Source organism: uncultured Sulfitobacter sp. (assembly GCF_947497275.1).
GTDB lineage: Bacteria > Pseudomonadota > Alphaproteobacteria > Rhodobacterales > Rhodobacteraceae > Sulfitobacter.
The window spans coordinates 10456-33282 of sequence record NZ_CANMFS010000017.1 but is presented as its reverse complement, the minus strand read 5'-3'; the positions used below and the strand labels follow the sequence as shown (position 1 = coordinate 33282).

The 22827-nt window shown below is 57.0% G+C and carries 22 protein-coding genes and 1 tRNA gene; 16 read left to right on the top strand and 7 right to left on the bottom strand.

The window, feature by feature from the left end; all coding sequences use genetic code 11:
• Window positions 1–181: 181 nt before the first annotated feature.
• Complete coding sequence (locus tag Q1A06_RS19810) at window positions 182–631, top strand: ion channel (RefSeq protein ID WP_299567742.1); 450 nt, start codon at window positions 182–184, stop codon at window positions 629–631.
• A 58-nt stretch (window positions 632–689) separates the two neighbouring features.
• Window positions 690–1352 (top strand): CatB-related O-acetyltransferase, encoded by a 663-nt coding sequence (locus Q1A06_RS19805; RefSeq protein WP_299567740.1) that lies wholly within the window; start codon window positions 690–692, stop codon window positions 1350–1352.
• Between the two features lie 384 nt (window positions 1353–1736).
• Here the strand turns inward: Q1A06_RS19805 and Q1A06_RS19800 are convergent, their stop codons facing one another.
• On the bottom strand, window positions 1737–2234 hold the full coding sequence (locus tag Q1A06_RS19800) for a ferritin-like domain-containing protein (protein ID WP_299567738.1): 498 nt from the start codon (window positions 2232–2234) through the stop codon (window positions 1737–1739).
• Window positions 2235–2383: 149 nt separating this feature from the next.
• On the opposite strand from Q1A06_RS19800, the gene Q1A06_RS19795 reads away from it, so the two are divergent.
• From Q1A06_RS19795 to Q1A06_RS19780, 4 genes are all read left to right on the top strand, one after another.
• Window positions 2384–2459: transfer RNA gene (locus Q1A06_RS19795), tRNA-Trp, on the top strand.
• 754 nt (window positions 2460–3213) lie between these two features.
• Window positions 3214–3714: an ATP-binding protein gene (locus tag Q1A06_RS19790; protein WP_299567736.1), complete on the top strand. Its 501-nt coding sequence runs from the start codon at window positions 3214–3216 to the stop codon at window positions 3712–3714.
• 248 nt (window positions 3715–3962) lie between these two features.
• Entirely contained in the window at window positions 3963–5207 is a 1245-nt protein-coding gene (locus Q1A06_RS19785; protein ID WP_299567734.1) for a hypothetical protein, read from the top strand.
• Between the two features lie 597 nt (window positions 5208–5804).
• Window positions 5805–6470, top strand: coding sequence for a hypothetical protein (locus tag Q1A06_RS19780; protein WP_299567732.1), 666 nt, complete (start codon window positions 5805–5807; stop codon window positions 6468–6470).
• Window positions 6471–6478: 8 nt separating this feature from the next.
• Here Q1A06_RS19780 and Q1A06_RS19775 read toward each other — a convergent pair whose 3' ends face one another.
• From Q1A06_RS19775 to Q1A06_RS19765, 3 genes are read right to left on the bottom strand one after another with little or no spacing between them, the layout of a single operon-like run.
• Window positions 6479–6763, bottom strand: a complete 285-nt coding sequence (locus Q1A06_RS19775; RefSeq protein WP_299567730.1) for an SH3 domain-containing protein — start codon at window positions 6761–6763, stop codon at window positions 6479–6481.
• 44 nt (window positions 6764–6807) lie between these two features.
• A complete protein-coding gene (locus Q1A06_RS19770) occupies window positions 6808–7248 on the bottom strand; it encodes a YbjQ family protein (protein WP_299567728.1) in 441 nt (146 codons plus the stop codon).
• 40 nt (window positions 7249–7288) lie between these two features.
• A complete protein-coding gene (locus tag Q1A06_RS19765; protein WP_299567744.1) occupies window positions 7289–7774 on the bottom strand; it encodes a S24 family peptidase in 486 nt (161 codons plus the stop codon).
• Between the two features lie 247 nt (window positions 7775–8021).
• Here Q1A06_RS19765 and Q1A06_RS19760 point away from each other — a divergent pair, with 247 nt between their 5' ends.
• Window positions 8022–8408, top strand: coding sequence for a hypothetical protein (locus tag Q1A06_RS19760; protein WP_299567726.1), 387 nt, complete (start codon window positions 8022–8024; stop codon window positions 8406–8408).
• A 287-nt stretch (window positions 8409–8695) separates the two neighbouring features.
• Entirely contained in the window at window positions 8696–9226 is a 531-nt protein-coding gene (locus tag Q1A06_RS19755; RefSeq protein ID WP_299567724.1) for a flavodoxin domain-containing protein, read from the top strand.
• Window positions 9227–9336: 110 nt separating this feature from the next.
• Here Q1A06_RS19755 and Q1A06_RS19750 read toward each other — a convergent pair whose 3' ends face one another.
• Both Q1A06_RS19750 and Q1A06_RS19745 read right to left on the bottom strand, forming a co-directional pair.
• The gene (locus Q1A06_RS19750; RefSeq protein WP_299567722.1) at window positions 9337–10137 is read right to left on the bottom strand and encodes a hypothetical protein; all 801 of its coding nucleotides are present in this window, start codon (window positions 10135–10137) and stop codon (window positions 9337–9339) included.
• A complete protein-coding gene (locus Q1A06_RS19745; protein ID WP_299567720.1) occupies window positions 10134–12557 on the bottom strand; it encodes an ATP-binding protein in 2424 nt (807 codons plus the stop codon). The genes Q1A06_RS19750 and Q1A06_RS19745 overlap by 4 nt, the downstream gene beginning before the upstream one ends.
• A gap of 469 nt (window positions 12558–13026) precedes the next feature.
• On the opposite strand from Q1A06_RS19745, the gene Q1A06_RS19740 reads away from it, so the two are divergent.
• The 3 genes from Q1A06_RS19740 (at window position 13027) to nusG (ending at window position 14639) form a co-directional block, all read left to right on the top strand.
• Window positions 13027–13614: a hypothetical protein gene (locus Q1A06_RS19740; RefSeq protein ID WP_299567718.1), complete on the top strand. Its 588-nt coding sequence runs from the start codon at window positions 13027–13029 to the stop codon at window positions 13612–13614.
• A gap of 90 nt (window positions 13615–13704) precedes the next feature.
• The gene (secE, locus tag Q1A06_RS19735; protein ID WP_299567716.1) at window positions 13705–13902 is read left to right on the top strand and encodes a preprotein translocase subunit SecE; all 198 of its coding nucleotides are present in this window, start codon (window positions 13705–13707) and stop codon (window positions 13900–13902) included.
• 203 nt (window positions 13903–14105) lie between these two features.
• A complete protein-coding gene (gene nusG / locus Q1A06_RS19730) occupies window positions 14106–14639 on the top strand; it encodes a transcription termination/antitermination protein NusG (RefSeq protein ID WP_299567714.1) in 534 nt (177 codons plus the stop codon).
• A 193-nt stretch (window positions 14640–14832) separates the two neighbouring features.
• Here the strand turns inward: nusG and Q1A06_RS19725 are convergent, their stop codons facing one another.
• Window positions 14833–15546 (bottom strand): hypothetical protein, encoded by a 714-nt coding sequence (locus tag Q1A06_RS19725; protein WP_299567712.1) that lies wholly within the window; start codon window positions 15544–15546, stop codon window positions 14833–14835.
• A gap of 320 nt (window positions 15547–15866) precedes the next feature.
• Between Q1A06_RS19725 and rplK the strand changes: the two genes are divergently transcribed.
• The 5 genes from rplK (at window position 15867) to rpoB (ending at window position 22801) form a co-directional block, all read left to right on the top strand.
• Window positions 15867–16292: a 50S ribosomal protein L11 gene (gene rplK, locus Q1A06_RS19720; RefSeq protein WP_093925388.1), complete on the top strand. Its 426-nt coding sequence runs from the start codon at window positions 15867–15869 to the stop codon at window positions 16290–16292.
• 1 nt (window position 16293) lies between these two features.
• On the top strand, window positions 16294–16992 hold the full coding sequence (rplA, locus tag Q1A06_RS19715; RefSeq protein ID WP_299567707.1) for a 50S ribosomal protein L1: 699 nt from the start codon (window positions 16294–16296) through the stop codon (window positions 16990–16992).
• Between the two features lie 419 nt (window positions 16993–17411).
• Window positions 17412–17924 (top strand): 50S ribosomal protein L10, encoded by a 513-nt coding sequence (gene rplJ, locus Q1A06_RS19710; protein ID WP_299567705.1) that lies wholly within the window; start codon window positions 17412–17414, stop codon window positions 17922–17924.
• A 79-nt stretch (window positions 17925–18003) separates the two neighbouring features.
• Window positions 18004–18375 carry a 50S ribosomal protein L7/L12 gene (rplL, locus tag Q1A06_RS19705; protein WP_299567703.1) on the top strand — a complete coding sequence of 124 codons (372 nt, stop codon included), beginning with the start codon at window positions 18004–18006 and terminating at the stop codon, window positions 18373–18375.
• Between the two features lie 286 nt (window positions 18376–18661).
• Complete coding sequence (gene rpoB, locus Q1A06_RS19700) at window positions 18662–22801, top strand: DNA-directed RNA polymerase subunit beta (RefSeq protein WP_299567701.1); 4140 nt, start codon at window positions 18662–18664, stop codon at window positions 22799–22801.
• Window positions 22802–22827 lie beyond the last annotated feature (26 nt).

Here is a 22827-nt window from a genome sequence, read left to right as displayed (position 1 = left end):
CCGACAAACACCGCAAGGGCCTCCCATCGGGAGGCCCTTGTTGCATCCGGCGCACGGCTGCGGGGATCGTTTGCAGGCCGTCCCTGCATTGAATATGCTGAAGCGGTTGGAATGAGGAGCCGGTGGAAATGCCGACAGATCCTGCAAGACCCGAAGCTGAGACGCATTGCGGTCTCTTGCGGTGCGGTACCCCGCCGTGCTGATCCAGCTGGCGCTTGGCAGTGCGATCTTGACCGTAACGTCGCTCATCGCCGCTCTGTCGTGGTGGGGGCTGGAGAGTTTTCTGAACAGGATCCATCGTTGGACCGTGCAACCTCCCTACGGTCCAAAGCTGACGGGCGTTCTTTCCCTGGTGATGCTGTGGGCGTTATTGATCATGATGGCGTCGGTATGGATCTGGGCCATCGCCCTTTGGTTTCTCGGTACTTTCGTAACGCTTGAGGCATCCGTTTACTTCGCGCTTGTCTCGTTTACGACACTGGGGTTCGGCGATATCCTTCTTCCGATGGAATGGCGGCTTTTGGGCGGGCTCGCCGCTGCGAACGGCCTTATGGTGTTCGGGCTGCTTACCGCAATGCTGGTAGAGACGCTCAGAGAAACACGGCAACGCCAACGGTGGCAGGGGCCGTGACCGCCAGTATACATAGACCACGCGTTCCGGTCCTTTTGGTCCCTTAACGGAGTACGTCATGTCAGAAGATCCGCAGGCCTTCCCGCCTGCCAGTCGCGCGCATCCGATACGGCTTCCCGATGGAAGCGCCCATTCGGGGGTCGTTTTCCTGTCGGCGGTCATTGATCATCCGCGCATCGAAGTTGGTGATTACTCTTATGCCAGTGCACATATACCGCCGGCGAATTGGGCCGCACATCTGGCTCCCTATCTCTATGATTTCAGTCCCGAGCGCCTGATCATAGGAAAGTTCTGTCAAATCGCGGACGGTGTTCAGATCATCACAGCGTCGGCCAATCATCGGTTTGACGGAATTTCCAGCTTTCCTTTCGCGGTGTTCGGCGGCGGTGCGCGCGAGGGACGACCGTCTCTTCCGCCACCGGGACGGGATACCCGGATCGGCAATGATGTCTGGATCGGGCAAAGCGCGCAAATTCTGCCGGGCACGCAGATCGGTGACGGGGTCATCGTTGGTGCAGGTGCCGTGGTCGGGGGCCAGGTGCCCGCGTACAGTTTGGTCGCGGGAAACCCTGCGCGGGTGGTGAGGGCGCGATTTTCTGCGTCTGACCGCGAAACGCTTGCGCGCGTTGCCTGGTGGGACTGGCCCATAAAGACAATTCTGCAATACGAAGCTCTGATCTGCGGTGGTGACGTAGAGGCGCTCGCCGCTGTAGATATTTGAATACTGGGTCGCACGGATTGATTGAAATGGGCAGAGTAAATTATCGCCCTGCAGCACCGCGACATTGGGCTGCTTCGACCTGAAGGATGTATCGAGTTTAATACAAATCGCCGCTTCTCCATATGCGGAACCACCGGCCTGTGCCCCGCAATCGTTCTCTGGGACACAACGGAGTAGTTTCGCAGCCCGCGTTTCTGCTCGTGCAGTAGATCGAAGGGATATTCGCCATCTCAGATGGCGCATAGGCGCAGCTGTTCGGATGGGAAGCCGTGAAACGTCGGTAATTCACCAAGCCATCCAACGCGGCGTACGAAGGCCGTGGCTGAGCGAAAAAAGGCTCCTACCGCTAAGTAGGAGCCTTGCAAGTCGTTGAGGGTCTGTGTGTCAGGCGGCAGCCTCGTTAACGCCACCCTTGGTGGCAATCTTCGTCATGTGGCGGTCACCGTCGTAGGTATTGTCGAGTAGTTTCTCGAGAATGCCCGCGTCTTCGTCCAGACCGAGCCGGTTGGCGAATGCGACAAGGCAACCGTATCCGGCCAGTGCATAATGAACGGTGCGCTGGTATTGCGTGATGATCATTGCGTCCCGTGTCGCATCATCACCAAAGCTGCCGTCAAGAGCGTGCGCACGCGCTTCGCGGGCGAGCCCTTCCATCCCCTTGCAGTGTTCGCCATCGGGGTTGATGTCGTGTGTCGCACAGAGCGATTTAAGCGCGTCCATGCCTTCGCTGATTCCGTTGGCACCAGCAATCAGGGCCTCGCTAAGCTCCTTGTCGGATGCGGCCCGGCCCAGTTCCGTGGTGATATCGAGTGACTGCTTGCAGGCGCTGTAGAGATCCTGAATTTGGTCGAGGTATACGTCGCGGAGATTGTTAAGTGGCATAATGCTCCCTTTCCGGTGATCATTAATTGAGGTGTTGCCGTGCCAACGAACGAGCGCCCGTAATTGTTCCGGGTAAGCTGAAAATCGGGCGGTCTGGTGCAATGTCTCTTGATCCTCGGCGCAAACCGGATTACCCAGACCACCGGCATAGGGGTTTAGCTCAGTTGGTAGAGCATCGGTCTCCAAAACCGAGGGTCGTGGGTTCGAGTCCCTCAGCCCCTGCCAATATAAATACGGCGCTTCCCGCACTTCCGCGTAGAGCAGCCTAGAGCAGTCGGGCGCTTCGGTTTGCTGGCCAGATCGATAGGCCGGGGTCCGTAGCGCAGGTTGTGCGCGTCGAGGTGTAGCGCGAAGAAAATCTTGTCTTAAAAACGAAGTTTATTTGTCATCGCTTTTATAGGGCTTCGAACGGTAATTCGAAGTCCCCTTCCAATTCACCTATCTACAACATCAACCGGTGATACCGTACTTGTGTAGTGCGAAGGAAAAGGTGGCAGAAACAGCCGTTTTAATCCGGAAGACCCATGATGAGCCCGGAAGAGGGTGGATGGCCTAGAGGCCTTTAAAATATGGGTAAGCGCGGAGACGAGACGGCGGGTGTGGTAAATAGGCACTGCCAATTAAACTTCGCACCCCTGATCGCCGTACCAGTATAGAGCAGAAGCGGCGTCATAAAAATAAGGGTTTGGCGAAATTGAGGTGGGACGCGAAACCGGACTGCCGATGAAAACGTCCCACCTTGTTCAAACGTCTTAAAAATATGGTTGAAGCCGTCGGTTGACTGATTCCGAGGCTGGTTGAGGTGGGACGTTTTTCAGAATTGCGCAAGCGTGTTCGCGGAATAACTGGGCGGACCGAGCGAACGGGTGATCTACCATCTTCCCTCTATGCCACTAGGTGACATCGGTAGCGGACAGTGTAAACATACGTTGCATCGACCGAGTCGGACACCTCGGCATAGAGAATTAAGGCGGGCAATATGCTGGATCTAGACCGGGACACAGAAACGGACGAGCCACTTTGGAAGCCAGATATGACGGTTGTTCTCGAGCGGACTAACCTTCCGACTACCGCAGACAATTTCCTGCTGCCGATTTACGAAGCAATTTCGAACGCAGTTGACGGCGTGGAGGCTCGACACGGTAGCAACATTGGCAGTGCGGGAAAGGTATGTATCCATATTTCGAACCTAAACTCGCCAAATGAGTTTGAAGCAGAAATAATGGACAATGGCATCGGGTTGGATGCTGACAACTTTCGGTCTTTCCGTACGCCTTTCTCGGGTCATAAGATGCGCCGTAACGGACGGGGCTTCGGTCGTTTCATCGCTTTTAAGGTCTTCCAAGACGTGCGTTACAGGTCGCGAGCAGAAGGCAAAGACAACACCCTGGTCAAAAATTTTCGCTTCGATATCTACAATCAGAACGAAATCCGGTACCATGATGGCGACCCGAGTTTCCTGGCACTGGGCTTCTTGTAAGTCTCTCGCGCCCAGTCGATATTTGGGAAGACGAAGTAACAGCACTTACTGCGCAGACGGTTCTTGAGAGCATCGGCTCGCATTTCTTAGGCTATTTTTTCAGCAGGGCCCTTCCAAGGATCACAGTTCGCTTCGACGATGGCGACGAAATCGATCTAGCGACCGAGTTCAAGGATCGAGTTAGCAGTACAACTGAAGGCGAGCTACTGATCGAATTTGACGGAGAAATGTGCGCTGTAAATTTTCGAATGGCTCGCGTTCCGAAGTCACGGCAGTTCAATTATCATGCCGTAATGTTCACAGCTGCAGATAGGGTTATCGGTCGGCCACGGGACATCTCCACACTGGTCGGCGCAGATCACTTTATCGACGACGAAGGCGCCAAGTACGTCGTTATCGCTGTCGTAAGCAGCCAAGCTTTCGAGACGCGGCTTAACCACGAACGAACAAACCTAGCAGTTCCGTCTTCAAAGATCGAAGATATCATCAGGGCCATTTCGGAAAAGCTGGATCAATCTGAGACCGACCAACTGGGCAAGATTAAGTCGCGCCAAGAAAAGGCGCTCACCTTGGCGATCCAGGATAGCCCCATTATCCGACTAGGCCTTCGAGGCAAGTCGATCAATGAGTACGTTCGTTCGAGACCAAACAGCTGGAAAGTCGAACAGTTCGTTGGAGACTTAGCACAACATCGCTACCGACGAGCGCGAGACCTTCGCAAAAGCTTGGCAGCGGCGTCGGTCGATAGACCTAGCTACGAGAACGCGGTAAAAGATCTTTCAAGCGAGATCGACAGCGCGAAAAAGGAAGCGCTCGCTGAGTACATAGTTCATCGCAAAAAGATTATTGACCTAATCGATGTGGCTCGTGGGTTTGACGATGCGGGTAAACTCACATCTGAAGATAGTGTGCACGAGCTCATTTTCAAACGTTTTGCAGACAATACCGAGACCGATTTCTGTGAACATAATCTATGGCTGATTGACGATGCTCTCGCTTTCATGCCGTACATATCGAGCGACCGTCCTCCGGATGGAAAATCGCGAAAGAAAGGTGATAAGGTTACTGATCTACTCTTCTATGATGACAGTATGTACCTCGGCGAAGAGGCTGGTACAGCTCTTGCGATAGTAGAATTCAAACGGCCAAACCGAGACGATTATGTGTTTGGCAAGGCTAAGACTGACCCCATAACTCAAGTCATCGAGACGATAGAGAAAGCGATGGAGAAGAGTGGCATGCAACGGGCAGATGGCAAGTTCGGCTCATTCGACACAGTCAGTCGTCGCACCGCTTTTGTCATAGCCGACATCACACCGTCGCTGAAAAAGGTACTCCGACGGCAAGATTTCAAGAATCTAGCAGATCCTCGTATCTACACACGCTACTGGGACGCCGAAGAAATTTTTATCCAAGCTATGGGGTATGAGACCCTTATTGAATTAGCTAAGAAGCGCAACCAAGCGTTCTTCTCCGTACTGATGGGTGAGTAGATAAGTCTGAGAAGCAGCATAGCGGCACGCAAAATTTCGGTTTTATTCCAAGATTTCCTCCATGCTCCAATTTCTCATATTTCACGACCTAAACACCTAGTTTGGATCGATAAAATGTACGAATTCCCTCCTAGTATCTGCAATGATAAGTGGCGGCCCGTCCCGAGGCAACCGGACGCCGACATATTCTATATTCACTGCACAGGAGGATTTCGGGGAGCTAAAGTAAGCGACGATCAATGGCACATTGAACCAATGCTTGAGGGCGGGGAAGCCCGAGCGAAGGGGTTTTTGACCGGTGAGCAGGTGCGCCAAGTAATTCGGATCGGGGGACTTAGGAAGTTGGGCTTTCAGTCAAGTGGCTGGTTTAACGGCCGATGGCGCTCATCTTGGAGGCCGATCATTCCAACGGCGGAAAACCATTTCAGAAGCCCATCAGCCCTCTGGAGTGACATTTCTAGCAACATGTTTTGCACAGCTCGTAGTCAGCAACTAAGAGAACTTGAGACTGCTGACCACTCTAAAATCGCGGAAATATTGGATAATCGAACAGTCGAGGAACGGCTCGCCCAAGCGATAAGCCTAAGTTTGCGCTCTATGGATCTCGCCGTTGAGAAAATCGCTGAACACTACAATGAAGAGCTCGTCAATAAAATGTACGCGGGCCATGTCGCTGGTCAACGAAGCTCCAACAGCATGGACCAGAGTCTTTTTGCTCACGTTCACGGTTTTTTCCTTCAACTAGGTTCGGCCCGGGACTATCTCGCTGCTTTTATTGCGAACCGTCTCGGAATGGATGCAAGCCACGGAAAAGTAGATACAATGAATGCTCTGAGAAAAGAGCTCCGCTCCGAACACGCTGGGATTGAGCCCATCCTTGACCTTCTGATCGAAAAGAAATGGCTAGTGTTGCAGGAAGATAGCCCTAACAGATGGGCTACTGCAGGGTGGTTGAAGAAGGTCACCAACCTTCGGAACGAAATCGTCCACAGGCGACCGTATGGCTCCGTCTACGCCGAGCGTTTTGGATGGGTGATTCCGGTGTGTGCTGAGCGTGGGCTGTACCGCTACTTCAGGCCGATAAAGAGAGAACAACAGACAGAAGACGATCTGTTGGACGTGATAAGCGCCCACGACCGCGCGTGCACACGGCTTTTCTTTCAGGCCGCACAGGCGTCCGGACTAGACGCAAATATGCTGACACTCACCGACAAGGATATCGTTTCGTTGAAAACCACAAAGAAACCATCGGAAGACCGATAGACCTCTCTTTAGCCCCCCGACAAATAATCCGCCGACACCCACCCCCGCACGCCAGCAGCATCGACGGGCGAAACCTCGCACCAGAGTTGGCCGATCTCGGTCACGCAGTCGTAGCGGTTGAGCTCGGTGCCATCGGGCAGGCCCCTGACGACGCCGTAGTCCAGCCCAGGGCCGGTGCGCAGCTTGAGCAACTCGGGGCCGGTCCCGTTCACGATGGCGCGGTCGGCAACGATGCCGCTGCAGCCGGCGACAAGTGTGAGGGCCAGGAGGATCGGAAGCGTGGGTTGGATCATGGGAGGTCTTTCGTTCAGGGTCGGCCCCGTGGGGCATGTCGTTTTCAGGCTGCGGCCCGCTCGATCTTCACGGCCGTGCCGGAGGCGACCAGCATGACCATGCTCCATCCGCCGTCCCCGATCTGGACGTAATCCAGATCAACCGCGATCACCGCGTCGGCCCCCTTGCGGTGGGCTTCCTGTTTCAGCTCGTAAAGCACCGTCTCACGTGCGTCGCGCATTGTCTTCTGAACCGCAGCCGATCTGCCGCCGACGATGTTGCGGATCGATGCGAACAGATCCTTGAACACGTTCATGCCATACGCGCACTCGGCGGTGATGATGCCGAGGCGCTCGCCGATGAGAAGGTCGGTTTGCATCTCGGTCGTGACGATGATCGCGTCGATCGCGGCATCCTTAGCCAGCAGCGCCTGTTCGGCCGCTTCGGCATCAGGGTCCTTGTTCGCACATATGTTGCACAGACCCGGCTTGGCCTGGTTGAACATGTTAAGAGCTTTGCCACAGTCGCTGCAGTTTCGCATATTCTTAAATCCAACTGTGTTTGAAGCGGGGTTTATTCCGCTTTGGACGGGGCTTTTCGCCGGGTGGAGGTTTCGCCAGGCTTACATTGTGCTTGTGTCCTGACCAGACCACGCAACCAATGATCTTGATGCGGTTGGCGTCCTCGCCCAGGCGCGCATCCGTTCCATAGTCCGGGTTGATCGACTGGAGCAACAGCCCTTCGTCGATCACTTCAATCTTCTTGACCCGCGACTGGCCGTCCAGGTCCACAAGGCCGTAGGAATAGCCATAGCTCAGCTGGTCCGTTGGACGGCAGTCTAGCAGGGCAAGATCCCCGTCACGCAGATCGGGATACATACTGTCCCCCCTGACGCTCAAAACCATGCAATCCTTCTCGGACAGGTACATTCCGCGCAGCCAGTCCTTGCGGAACGCGACCGGCGCGAGAGGTTTTGCATTCTCACCGTTCGTTCCAGGACCCGCCGAGAGCTGGACGTCGAAGTGATTGATGAAGGCAAACTGATCCAGCAGGGAAAGACCTTCGTGCTTGCTGTCGGGTGTAGATGGCTCATCGGTCCTTTTCGGCCCAACGTAAAACTCAAACCCGAGCGCATCGCATATGGCTTCAAGCTTCTGTGCTGAAGGCGACGATCCACGCTTAATCGCTTGTATGGCACTCGAAAACGTCCCACCTTGGCGATTAACAAGCTCTAAGCGACATTGGCGTCAATCCATATTTTAAAGGACTTAAACGAAGGTGGGACGGCAAACAGGTTTTCGCCGTTTGCCGTCCCACCTTGAAGCAACGCTACCGTTGATTTCATTGAACTTTCGATTTCAAGCCGTCGCTGCCGCGCGCAGGGTGCGAAGTTTATTTGTCAGTGCCGATTTGCAAAACCTTCGCGACTGCGCGGTCAAATCACCATATTTTATTGGCAATCTCTCATCCGGTATCTTCCTAGCTCTTTATGGGACTTCCGGTTTGAAACCCCTGTTTAAAACAGCATTCTCTTCGCACTACAAGATCCAAGCCGTGTCTTTGGTGACGGTCAGGACCGTGACGGCCTTTTTATCCGGGGCTGGCATCGGAGGTGTTGACGCACTCGGAAGAACTCAGTCTGAGCATCCAGTCGGCTGGCGATAGAGCCGCCGGGACTGCCCGTCGCCCCATCTGGTCGATGTCGCGCACACCACCCGCCGTGTGCAGTGGGCGTCGCTGCCGGTTTCGAGTTTCTGCACGTTTTTGAGCGGATTGAAAAACAGCGGATGCGGGCCTGTGTCGGTCCGCTGACGGCGACCGGATACCCGATCAGCTGTGGCACAAATATTGCGCTCATTTGATCTCGGACAATGTTCGCGGTGTATCGCGCGGGTATCAAAGGTATATCCGTGGCGTCGGATGCGCCGTAGGTGATGAAAAGGAGAAACCATATGCAGGTGCTCGTCTTGTTTGCGTCCATCGAGGGACAGACCCGCAAGATCGCCGACTTCGTCGATGCGCAGGTGCGCCGCGCGGGCCATGAGTCGACGCTGGTCGATGCATCGGAAAAAAGGGCGGTCGTGACGTTCGAGGGGTACGATACCGTCATCCTCGCAGCCCCGGTGCACGAGCGCCGGCATCCGCCGAACTTTGAAATCGTGTTGACGGCCAGCCGGGCCGACCTCGCGGCACGGCGCACGATGATGATTTCTGTCAGTCTTGGAGCCGCGTTTCCCGAATTGCGCGAGGAAGCGCAGGAGTATCTGGAAGAAATGAAGATGCGGACCCGGTTGCAGCCGGACGCCGAAGTGTTGGTTGGCGGTGCCGTGCGGCCCAGCAGTTACGGCTATTACGAAACCGAAGTCCTGCGGCATGCCGTTCTGCGCAACCAGAACATCGACCCACGCACTCAGGAACATGAGTTCACGGATTGGGATATGTTGGAAGACGCTGTGGGAAGTTTCATCGCCACTGCCGCGTAAAACGGAACTCCTGTTTTCGGAGCGTATGGCCGCAAATGAATGGCGGCCAGTGCCGACAAGAAAAGAGGCCGGTCCGCGTTACCAATCGCGGCGCGCTGCGATGATAGTACTCAGGGAGGTGCCCCGCCCTGATCCCGTGCGGCGGCGGGCGGAATTTGGGTGCTGTGCTCCAGCCTTGCATCAGCGGCGGACGTGCCGAAGACAAGGACGGGGCAGCGGGCAGCCTCCACCAAGCGTGCAAGGTCGCCGCGTGTGCGCACCGGGCCGTCGGACAGATCAATCAACACTGCCTGTGCGTGTGTCCGGGTAAGTGCCGCAAGGGCGTCCTCAAACCGCGCAAACCGGACCTCACCTGCGGATGGCGGATCGACTTTGTCTTCCGCTCGGCTGCCGACCGAAAACACCACGCGATTTGTCGAAAGCTGGTGTGAAAGCGCCTCGGATACATCTTTCATCGTCTGGCTGGATTGATCAACCATCTCCAGAACGACGATCTTGCCGGGGATCTTGTGGACCTGCCGGTACCCGATCACGAGGATGTCCCAGCTTGCGGCGGCGCGCAGGGCGGTACCGACGAGTTCACCCTTGTCCTGCGCCAGAACGCAGTCTGCGCCGACGGGAAACGCGGCGCGGGCCAGCGATTTGCGGAACGCACGCGCGTCGGCTTTCATCAGGGTCCGCAGTTGATCGAGGCCGGGCGGTATGATCGTGGCGCCACTGAGCATCACGATGCGTTGGTGCGGCATCTGGCATGTTGCGAGTGTTGCCACTTCCTCTACCAGCACGCCGCCCAACCCCTTTCGGAAACGGGATGGCAACCGTTCGACCAGACGCAGCGCCGCAGCGGCATCGGCGAAAGAGCCTGCTCCGACGAGAATACGCATGCTGTGGGGGGTGCGTTCTTCGGTCATCCGGTCTGCCCGTTGTTCTGTCTGGGTGTCTGGTCTCCGAAACGGCGGCGTACTTGCGCGAAACCGCGCAATTTCGCCTCGACCAACCCATTGATGCTGCTAGCAGGAAAATCACCGTCCTTCCTGCGTTTGCCGGCGGCGGTTCCAGTCAGCACCTCGATACCTTGATCTATCGTCTTGATCGGTACCACCCGAAATCTGCCTGCCTCTGCCGCTTCGACCACGTCGCGGCGCAGCATCAGATGGTCGACGTTCGATGCGGGGATCAAAACACCCTGGTCGCCGGTCAGACCACGCGCGTGACAAATATCGAAAAACCCTTCGATCTTTTCGTTCACACCGCCGATCGCCTGCACCTCGCCGTTCTGATTAACGGAGCCGGTCACGGCCAGCCCCTGGCGCACCGGCACGCCCGATAGGGCGGAGAGCAACGCGTAGAGCTCTGCGGAGGACGCGCTGTCGCCGTCAACGCCGCCATAGCTTTGTTCAAACACGAGACTGGCCTGCAAGGACACAGGGACGTCCAGCGCGTAATGCGAGGCAAGATAGCTGCCAAGGATCAAGACCCCCTTGGAGTGCAGCGGGCCGCCAAGCTCGACCTCGCGTTCAATGTCGATCAACTTGCCGGTGCCCATGCGCACCCGCGCGGTGATGCGGGAGGGGCGGCCGAAATGGTGCGTGCCGATTCCAACGACGGAAAGCCCGTTGACCTGCCCGACCGTGCGGCCATCCGTGTCGATCAGGATGGTGTTGCGGGTCACGGCCTCCTGCATCAGCTCCTTGATGCGCGACGCCCTGAGTTCGGCCTGATGGATCGCCGCCCTGATATCGTCATCGGAAATCAGGTCGTGGGTGTGCCGTCCTGCGTAGAAATCGGCTTCGCGCATCACGTCCGTCAACGCGCCCAGCCCAAGCGTCAGTTTCTTCGTATCATCGGCAAGCCGCACCGCGTGATCGAGCAGCGCGGCCACCGCATCTGCGGTCAGCGGCCTGAGGTTTTCCTTGTGCGCATAACCCGCGACGATCCGCGCCAGCGCACGGGTGTTGCCAGCGGTGCGGGGCAGGTCGTCTTCGAAGTCGGCTTGTATCTTGAATAGCTGGCCGAATTCGGGATCAAGCAGTGTCAGCAGCATGTGCAGACGCCGGTCCCCGACCAGTACGACACGAACGTCAAGCGGAATAGGGTGCGGCTCAAGTGTGGTGGTGGAGGAAAAGCTCAGCCGCTCCGCCAGAGACGTGATCGAGATCGACCGACTTTGCAGGCACCGTTTGAGCGCATCCCACGCATAGGGCTCGCTGAGCAGGCGGTGCGCGTCCAGCACGAGATAGCCGCCGTTGGCGCGGTGCAGTGCGCCCGGTTTGATCAATGTGAAGTTTGTGGCAAGTGTTCCCATCTCGGACACATGCTCGATCCGTCCGGTCAGGTTTCCAAGCGATGGCAGGTCTTCGCGCACAATCGGCGCCAGGCCCGGACCGGTCTCGTGGGACACCATGATATTGATGGCATACCGATCAAAGATCGCGTCCTGATGATGTTTGCGAACGACATCGGGAAAGGGGCCGTTGTTCGCCTGCCCGTCTGCCACCAGGAACAGTTCGGCGTTCGAGATCATGTCGGCGCGCACCCGGTCCAGATAGGTGGTGACGCTGGGGGTGTCGGCGAATTGGGTCTCGACTTCCTCGACGCGGGCGGACACGGACCGCTCCGCCATCGCCGCGTTCAATGCTTCGACCCTTTGCCGATGCTCCTTTTCCAGTTGCGGCCCCTGTTTCAGAATTTCGGTCAGCTGCTTCTGAAAGCGCGCGATCTTCGCGTCTATTTCGTCGCGCTGATCTTCTGGCAAAGCCTGATAGACATCCGGTTGGATCGGCTTGCCGTCCTTTATGGCAGAGAGCATGAACCCCATCGGCGTCCGCAGCAAAGCCATCCCTTCGGCCTGTGCGCGTTCCGCGAAATCGGCGATCGGCTCTTCGTGCTTTTGGCCAAGCTCCTCCTCGATGGCGCGCCGCTGGGTCTGGTATTCTTCTGAGTCGAACAACGCCGGGATTTCGATCGCGAGATCATCGACCAGCCCCTGCATCGCGGTCTTCAAAGCGGACCCGACGCCGGGGCGGAGCTTGATCGCATGCGGTTTGTGGGGCGTGTCGAAATTGTTGACGTAGATCCAGTCGCACGGCGTCGGGCGCCTCTCGGCCGCCTGAGACAAAAGCTGTGCGACAGCCGTATGGCGCCCCGTGCCCTCGCGCCCCAGCACATAGAGATTGAAGTCCTTGTGGTCGATTTCGGCCGACAGCCTGATTGCGTCGATGGCCCGGTCCTGACCGATAAACTCATGCGTGGGTTTGAGCGTTTTGGTCGTTTTGAACCCCAGCTTTGCGGGGTCGCATTCCGCGCGCAACCGGCTTGCAGGCAACCCCATGGGAAGGGAGATTTGTTTCGAGGACTTCCGCGCCATCTCAGCTTCGCCGTATCTTTAGGCGGCGGCGCGTGCATGGCGGGGTCGCGTGTTGAAAGGGGTGCATGAACGGGCTCCGGTGGTCTGTGGTGCCCAGTGTGACCCAACCACGATTTCGGGTATTGATACGTATCAATGCACGTCGTTTTTTTGGGCGTGGGCATGTCCGGGCAGCCGGTCAGCCACCGTGTTACCGCGATGATGTCATGTACCTGCCGCAATCTGGGGCTAGGCGTAATTCCATTCAAATCGAGCATACCGGATTGAAACCATGACCTCAGCTTCGCGCAAATTTCCTGCGCACGATACGCCCGTCGCGCCGCAACTTGATGACGACGCTCTTTGCGCGATTCGCTCTCTGGTTGCCGAGCAACCCGGAGAGGGATCTTCGCCAGCCAGTTCCAAGGTTTCTCGGAACCTAGCAAAGTCGCACGTGGACCCTTCGCAGAAGGATGCCGAAGTCGCCGCGCCACGCCCGCGCAAAGCGCGTAACCTGCCACTTTTGGCGGATCCGGGTGCCGATGATCTCGCAACGAAGCCGCGCAAAGCTTTTGCGGTCCGTAATTCCGGCGCGGCGCCACGCAGGAGAGATGGCGCTTTGGGACGTCTTTCCGACAGAATGCGTGCGTCGCTTGCCAGCTACCGGTTCAGACCATGGTACGCGGTACTTGCCGGTTTCGCTCTGCTGATCGTGTTTCGTCCGTGGCTCATGCTCGGGGTGGCTTTCGTAGGTCTTTTCATGGGGATCGGCGTGTACCTGATACTGGGGTATGACGGCTTCTGGCGTGGGGTGATCAGGGGCTCGCGCTGGTACGCGCGTCGCAACCCGCTGCGCGCCAAGATCATTCACCAGCGTCTCGATGGCTTCGCCATGCGGTGGGATGCGGTTCTTGACCGGTTCCCCGAAGGTACTGTCGACGGATTGTACTTGCCCGATGTCAGCGAGCTTGCAACGGCGGACGCGCGGCATGATCAGGCTATGGAACGCCGACTCGCACGCCTGCGTGAGAACGAGGCGTAGCGCGCCCGCGGGCAGGGGGCAAATTGCAGCCTTGAAAGAGCTTCCCGCAGCCGTTAAATGCTTTGAACGCTCCACCAACGGGATATGATCATGGCCACCACCAATCCGCTTCAGTTCATTCAGCAGGTTCGCGCAGAAGTGGCGAAAGTCGTTTGGCCAACCCGCCGAGAGGTGCTGTTGACAACGATCATGGTCTTTATCCTTGCCGCGCTTACGGCGGTGTTTTTTGCGCTGGTCGATATCGTGATCCGCAGCGGGCTACAGTACGTTCTGAGCGTATTCGGCTGACACCGGCGCGGCAGCGCGAATTCTTCCACAAACACTTGAATCCTTCGGACGCGTGGGCTAGTCCGCAGGCCTGACCTACGGCAGGGCGCGCGGCGATTCGAGTTGCGCGCCGATTGTTGTTGAAGGTCGCGGGCTTCGTATCCGCGCTGAACTAGCAATTCTGCATGCTCTTGGCGTGCGCAAGACAAGGACGGAAAGATCAGATGGCAAAACGGTGGTATTCGGTCAGTGTCCTGTCCAACTTTGAAAAGAAAATCGCCGAGCAGATCCGCACCACGGTCGCCGAGCACGGGCTGGAGGATCAGATCGACGAAGTTCTGGTGCCGACCGAAGAGGTGATCGAGGTCCGTCGCGGCAAGAAAGTGACGACAGAGCGGCGGTTCATGCCGGGCTATGTGCTCGTGCACATGGAGATGTCCGACCAGGGCTACCATCTGATCAACTCGATCAACCGCGTAACCGGATTTCTGGGGCCGCAGGGCCGCCCGATGCCAATGCGCGACGCCGAAGTGCAGGCGATCCTTGGTCGCGTACAGGAAGGCGAAGAGACACCACGCACGCTGATCCACTTTGAAATCGGCGAACGGGTCAAGGTTGCAGACGGTCCGTTCGAGGATTTCGACGGCATGGTCGAGGAAGTCGACGAGGACAGCCAGAAACTCAAGGTGATGGTGTCGATCTTCGGTCGCGAAACGCCTGTCGAGCTGGACTTTACCCAGGTCAACAAACAGGGCTGAGTGCGGACGGGGCAACCTGCTTTGTGAAATTTTGGCGTCACCTTTTGCAGGGTGGCGCCTTTTCTTTTGGTAAGGCCAAATCGGGGTCCAGAGATTGCCGCAGGCGGAGGTCCGCTTTGCGGACGAGGCTATCGTTGCCGATTGCAGTCACACGTCGGCCACCAATACATTGTTCCGCCATGGCAAAAAGAACTTACTGTTTGATAAAAGAGTCGAAAACTAACGGAATTTCTTGCTGCAAGTCCTCCAACGTGGGGTAAAGGTGTATCGAGCCGGGTCTGCCTGTTCGATGATGCACGAGATACGCAAACCCGTCAGACGAGAAACCGCAATAGCGATTAGCAATTTCCTTTATACAAGTTGCCTTTTCGATTGAAGGGCGAGGACGCTCGAAGATGCTTGTGTCTTTGCTCTTGATAACTCTCAGTAACAGACTGTTCTCTCTTGGCGGTCTTTGCCCATGCTTGGCGTGGTAGCCGGGGAGCTCCAAACTAATCTTAAGCTGCGGTTTGCCGGTTTGCGCGTACTGCAAATACGGAGCGTATCGCCACGGAACAACATGTTTATCACCAGATATATTTGCCTGCAAAATATATCCGGAATCCCAGCGGAATGAGGATGTGTGAATCCCGACGAGAACAATCAACCCGAAAAGCGGCAGCAATAAGCTATGCTTTTTCGCCTTGTCAATTCGGTTGTTGAGGGCGCTGGCAACCCAAATCACCACGCATAACTCAGCAAGAATATGAAGGCCAAAATACTGTAAGCCCCAAACCCCGTGAGCTAAGTCGCGGTAGTGTTCGCCCGTCAACCAAGCTTGGTATCTGAAACCGTCAATGTCGACGTCAACAAAAAAGAACCTGCTGGCTATCGAGAGAACCCAAATTAGAATTAAAACCCAATACATTTTAAGAGGCCAAGATTAGTTTTCTGTTTTTAATTACAGCATGATCATAGGAAAGGAAATTCCAATTCTGCAAGCGTCGAGTCGGGTAACTTGCCTGTTTGACAATTTGAAGGTGCGGCGTCCAGACTGGGCTCCAAGCCGCCATTCGCCACTCTCACCAACCATTGCTTGCATTATGCACCCCATATCGGTATCGGGTCCAAGTTGCCCACGGGCGACTCACTCATGTGGGAGGCGCGCGTGCCGCGGCACGTCACCCGGACCACACAACACATGGCCCGAGGGACGCGTCCCGGAGGCGTTGGAATAGGAGAAGGCCAATGGCCAAGAAACTCGTCGGTACGATGAAGTTGCAAGTCAAAGCGGGCCAAGCGAACCCGTCCCCCCCCGTAGGGCCAGCGCTGGGTCAGCGCGGGATCAACATCATGGAATTCTGCAAGGCGTTCAACGCCAAGACTGCGGACATGGAGCCAGGTGCGCCGTGCCCGACCGTGATCAGCTATTATCAGGACAAGTCCTTTACCATGGACATCAAGACGCCCCCCGCGTCCTATTACCTGAAAAAAGCGGCCAAGATCAATTCCGGTGCGAAAACGCCGAGCCGTGAAACCGTCGGCACCGTCACCACCAAGCAGCTGCGCGAGATCGCCGAGGCGAAAGCCGCCGATCTGAGCGCGAACGACGTGGAAGCGGCGATGAAGATCATTCTGGGCTCTGCACGGTCCATGGGCATCGAGGTAAAGTAAGATGGCAAAGCACGGAAAACGCACAACCGCCGCGCGCGAAGCATTCGCAGGCAAAGAGAACCTGTCGGTCGAAGAAGCGGTATCGCTGATCAAGACGAACGCAAGCGCCAAATTCGACGAAACCGTCGAGATCGCCATGAACCTCGGCATCGATCCGCGTCACGCGGATCAGATGGTTCGGGGTGTTGTCGGCCTGCCCAACGGCACAGGCAAAGACGTGCGCGTCGCTGTCTTTGCGCGGGGTGCCAAGGCGGACGAGGCGACAGCCGCAGGTGCCGACATCGTCGGTGCCGAGGATCTGATGGAAACGGTACAGTCGGGCAAGATCGATTTCGACCGGTGCATCGCGACACCCGACATGATGCCGATCGTCGGCCGTTTGGGTAAAGTTCTGGGGCCGCGCAACCTGATGCCGAACCCCAAGGTCGGCACGGTGACGATGGACATCGAGGCAGCCGTTAAGGCAGCGAAAGGTGGCGAAGTCCAGTTTCGCGCTGAAAAAGGCGGCGTCGTGCACGCGGGTGTAGGCAAGGCCTCTTTTGACGAGGCCAAGCTTGTCGAGAACATCCGCGCCTTCGTGGGTGCGGTCGCCAAAGCCAAGCCAGCCGGTGCAAAAGGGTCTTACATGAACAAGATTGCATTGAGCTCGACAATGGGTCCTGGTTTGACGGTTTCGATCGACAACGCAAACGCCGAGTAAGCTGGCGTATCATTGATGAACGGGCGTTCCTTCGGGGGCGCCCGTTTTTTATGGGCGTGGGTATGACGTGCCGATTGCATAAAGTGTTTGGAGATCGGGAGCGCCGCTGGTATCGTGGGATCACGCGGCTGTTTCCGAAAAACTTCCGATTTGCTGTTGGCATTCCCCACCAATCCGACTAATTCAACCCTTGCATCCAAGCGTACGATTCGTCGTGCGCTTTTTGCGCTTCGTCCGAGATGGCGGGTGGTGCGGGGAACCGGACCATAATTCCTGCCTGAGACGGGGAATGACTGCGACTTTTCGTGAGCCACGCTCTCGGACGGTCTTGGGAAGGACCCGTATGGACCCGCTGTTGGGCATTCGCCCAACGAAACGAGCCCGGGGGGTCACACCTCCGAAAACTTTGGAGTGAAACTGTGGATAGAGCACAAAAAGAACAGCTGGTCGACGAACTCGGCCAGATCTTTGAAAGCTCTGGCGTCGTTGTGGTAGCCCACTACGTCGGTTTGACAGTCGCCGAAATGCAGGATCTTCGGGCGCGCGCACGCGCGGCTGGCGGATCTGTGCGTGTTGCCAAAAACAGGCTCGCCAAGATCGCCCTTGAGGGCAAGCCATGTGAAAGCATTGCTGACCTTCTGACGGGTATGACCGTTCTGACCTACTCTGAGGATCCTGTGGCCGCGGCCAAGGTTGCTCAGGAATTCTCCAAGGAAAACCCCAAGTTGGTGATCCTCGGCGGAGCCATGGGTGAGAATGCGTTGGACGTCGCCGGTGTGGAAGCCGTGTCCAAAATGCCTTCGCGCGAGGAGCTTATCTCCACGATCGCGGGCATGCTGGGCGCACCCGGTTCCAATATCGCCGGCGCCATTGGCGCACCTGCAAGCAACATCGCATCTATCTTGTCGACGATCGAAGACAAGGCTGCGTAAGCGACAATACCGTCAAATCGGCGTGCTGGTTGAAACAACACGTTGGAACACACATATCGTTAACGGAAAGAGCTAAAACATGGCTGATCTGAAAAAACTGGCAGAAGAGATCGTTGGTCTGACACTGCTTGAAGCACAAGAACTCAAGACAATCCTCAAAGATGAGTACGGCATCGAGCCCGCAGCTGGCGGTGCAGTGATGATGGCCGGTCCTGCCGAAGGTGGTTCCGCCGAGGAAGAGAAAACGGAATTCGACGTCGTTCTGAAGAACGCCGGCGCGTCCAAAATTAACGTGATCAAGGAAGTTCGCGGCATTACCGGTCTTGGTCTGAAAGAAGCCAAGGATCTGGTCGAAGCTGGCGGCAAGATCAAGGAAGGCGTCGACAAAGCCGAAGCTGAAGACGTCAAAGCGAAGCTGGAAGCAGCAGGCGCGGAAGTCGAACTGGCTTAAGCCGCTGCAACGGGGCTCGGTTTTTGTATCAAAAACCGGGTCGGAATTTTCAGAAAAATTCCGGATCCCGCAGAAACGTTTGGCTGGATGGAGCCGATGCTCTGTCCAGCCGTACCTGTCTTGAAAGGCGCTCTATGATCGAGTGTCTTTCTGGAGAGGTCCAAGGGTCGGAAGGGGTGCGGTGGGACGCATTCCAGCATTGATCGGACATATCCCCTCTTATGGGTGTGCATCGCGGCCCCGGCGATGGCGCATCCGGCAAGAGACACGAAAGGTGACACGACACATGGCACAATCCTTCCTTGGCCAGAAGCGTCTGCGTAAATACTACGGCAAAATCCGCGAAGTTCTGGAAATGCCGAACCTCATCGAGGTCCAGAAATCCTCATACGACCTGTTCCTGAACTCCGGCGATGCGGAGACCCCCACTGATGGGGATGGCATTCAGGGTGTGTTCCAGTCGGTTTTCCCGATCAAGGATTTTAACGAGACCTCCGTTCTGGAATACGTCAAGTACGAGCTTGAGAAGCCGAAGTACGACGTCGAGGAATGCCAGCAACGCGACATGACCTATTCGGCCCCGCTGAAGGTGACCCTGAGGCTGATTGTGTTCGATGTGGACGAAGATACTGGCGCAAAATCGGTCAAGGACATCAAGGAGCAGGATGTGTTCATGGGTGATATGCCCTTGATGACACCTAACGGGACGTTCATCGTGAACGGCACCGAGCGCGTGATCGTGTCCCAGATGCACCGCTCGCCCGGCGTGTTCTTTGACCACGACAAGGGCAAGACGCACTCCTCGGGCAAACTGCTGTTCGCCTGCCGGATCATCCCCTACCGTGGTTCGTGGCTGGACTTCGAATTCGACGCGAAGGACATCGTTTTCGCGCGCATCGACCGCCGCCGCAAGCTGCCTGTGACCACCCTGCTGTATGCGCTGGGCCTGGACCAGGAAGCGATCATGGATGCTTATTACAACACCGTGACCTATCGCCTTGAGAAGGGCAAAGGCTGGGTTGCGCCGTTCTTCCCGGAACGTGTACGCGGCACCCGTCCGACCTATGATATCGTGGATGCGGCGTCCGGTGAGGTTCTGTTTGAATCCGGCAAGAAAGTCACGCCTCGCGCGGTCAAGAAACTGATCGACGAAGGCGAAGTGAAGGAGCTCTTGCTGCCATTCGAGCACATTCAGGGCAAGTTCGTCGCCAAGGATATTATCAACGAAGAGACCGGCGCAATCTATGTCGAAGCGGGCGATGAGTTGACGCTTGAGTACGACAAGGGCGGCGAATTGATCGGCGGCACAGCGAAAGAGCTGGTCGATGCCGGCATCACTGACATCCCGCTGCTCGATATCGACAACATCAATGTCGGTCCCTACATGCGCAACACGATGGCGAACGACAAGAACATGAACCGTGACACCGCGCTCATGGACATCTACCGCGTCATGCGCCCGGGCGAGCCGCCCACAGTCGAAGCCGCGTCGAACCTGTTCGACACGCTGTTCTTCGATTCCGAACGTTATGATTTGTCCGCCGTCGGTCGCGTCAAGATGAACATGCGGCTCAACCTCGACAAGGAAGATACGCAGCGCACGCTGGACCGTGCCGATATCGTGGCCTGCATCAAGGCTCTGGTGGATCTGCGCGACGGGCGCGGTGACATCGACGACATCGACCACCTTGGCAACCGCCGCGTGCGGTCCGTTGGCGAATTGATGGAAAACCAGTACCGTGTCGGCCTGCTGCGCATGGAGCGCGCGATCAAGGAGCGCATGTCTTCCGTCGAGATCGACACGGTCATGCCGCAAGACCTTATTAACGCCAAGCCGGCCGCGGCGGCTGTCCGTGAGTTCTTTGGCTCTTCGCAGCTGTCGCAGTTCATGGACCAGACTAACCCGCTGTCCGAAGTGACTCACAAGCGCCGCCTTTCCGCGCTTGGGCCAGGTGGTTTGACACGCGAGCGTGCCGGATTTGAGGTGCGCGACGTGCACCCGACCCACTATGGTCGGATGTGTCCGATTGAAACGCCTGAAGGCCCGAACATCGGTCTGATCAACTCGCTGGCAACCTTTGCCCGTGTGAACAAGTATGGCTTCATCGAAACGCCCTATCGCGTGGTCAAGGATTCCATTGTCACGGACGAGGTTCACTACATGTCCGCGACCGAAGAGATGCGTCACACTGTGGCTCAGGCGAACGCGAACCTCGACGGCAATATGAAATTTGTCAACGATCTGGTCTCCACCCGCCAATCGGGTGACTATACGCTCGCGCCAAGCGAGAATGTCGATCTGATCGACGTTTCGCCCAAGCAGTTGGTGTCGGTTGCGGCGTCCCTCATCCCGTTCCTTGAAAACGACGACGCCAACCGCGCCCTCATGGGGTCGAACATGCAACGTCAGGCGGTGCCACTCTTGCAAGCCGAAGCGCCGCTGGTCGGGACGGGCATCGAAGAGGTTGTCGCACGAGATTCCGGCGCGGCCTATATGGCCAAGCGGGCGGGCGTAATTGACCAGGTTGACGCGACGCGCATCGTGATCCGGGCCACGGAAGACCTCGAGCTGGGCGATGCGGGCGTGGACATCTACCGCATGCGCAAATTCCAGCGATCCAACCAGAACACCTGCATCAACCAGCGTCCGCTGGTGAAAGTGGGTGATACGGTCACCAAGGGTCAAGTGATCGCGGACGGTCCTTCCACGGATATGGGTGAGCTGGCACTTGGCAAGAACGTCGTTGTCGCGTTCATGCCTTGGAACGGCTACAACTACGAGGACTCCATCCTGATCTCCGAACGCGTCAGCCGAGACGACGTCTTCACCTCGATCCATATCGAGGAATTCGAAGTCGCTGCCCGTGACACCAAGCTTGGTCCAGAGGAAATCACACGCGACATTCCAAACGTCGGTGAAGAAGCGTTGCGCAACCTCGACGAGGCGGGCATCGTGTACATCGGCGCGGATGTGGAGCCGGGCGATATCCTCGTGGGGAAAATCACACCGAAGGGCGAAAGCCCCATGACGCCGGAAGAAAAACTCCTCCGCGCCATCTTCGGTGAGAAAGCGTCCGATGTGCGCGATACATCGCTGCGGGTGAAGCCCGGCGATTTCGGTACGGTCGTTGAGGTACGTGTATTCAACCGCCACGGCGTTGAAAAAGACGAACGTGCGCTCCAGATCGAACGGGAAGAAGTCGAACGTCTTGCCCGTGACCGGGACGACGAACTGGCAATCCTTGATCGGAACATCTACGCGCGTTTGCGCGAGATGATCCTTGGTAAGGTTGCTGTGAAAGGCCCGAAAGGCGTGAAGCCCAACAGCCAGATCACCGAGGAAATGCTGGACGACGTGCTGACACGCGGCCAATGGTGGCAGCTCGCCCTTGAAGACGAGGACGATGCGAAGATTGTGGAAGCCCTGAATGAACAGTACGAGATCCAGAAGCGGACACTCGATGCGCGGTTCGAAGACAAGGTCGAGAAAGTGCGCCGCGGCGACGATCTGCCCCCAGGTGTGATGAAGATGGTCAAAGTGTTCGTGGCGGTGAAGCGCAAGCTGCAGCCGGGCGACAAGATGGCCGGACGTCACGGGAACAAGGGTGTGATTTCCAAGGTGGTTCCGATGGAGGACATGCCGTTCCTTGCGGACGGTACACCGGTTGATTTCTGTCTTAACCCGCTGGGCGTGCCGTCGCGGATGAACGTCGGTCAAATCCTCGAAACACATATGGGCTGGGCCGCGCGCGGTCTGGGTATCAATGTCGACGAGGCGCTTCAGGAGTTCAAGCGTTCGGGTGATCTAACCCCGGTGCGCGAGGCGATGAAGCTGGCCTATGGCGACGATGTCTACGACGAGGGTATCGAAGGCATGGACGAAGACATGTTGGTCGAGGCAGCGGGCAACGTGACGCGCGGTGTCCCGATCGCGACCCCTGTCTTTGACGGCGCGAAGGAAGCGGATGTCAACGACAGTCTCGCGCGGGCCGGGTTCGACACGTCCGGACAGTCTGTTCTCTTTGACGGGCGCACCGGCGAGCAATTCAGCCGTAAAGTGACGGTTGGCGTAAAATACCTGCTGAAACTGCACCACCTTGTCGACGACAAGATCCACGCGCGGTCGACCGGACCATACTCGCTCGTCACCCAACAACCGTTGGGCGGTAAAGCACAGTTCGGTGGTCAGCGCTTTGGAGAGATGGAGGTCTGGGCGCTTGAAGCCTACGGTGCCGCTTATACCTTGCAGGAAATGCTGACGGTAAAATCGGATGACGTGGCAGGTCGTACGAAAGTGTACGAAAGCATCGTCAAGGGCGAGGACAACTTTGAGGCCGGTATTCCGGAATCGTTCAATGTGCTCGTCAAAGAAGTCCGCGGCCTCGGCCTGAACATGGAACTCCTGGATGCGGAGGAAGAAGAGTGAGGGCATAACCGGAATTTTCAGAAAAT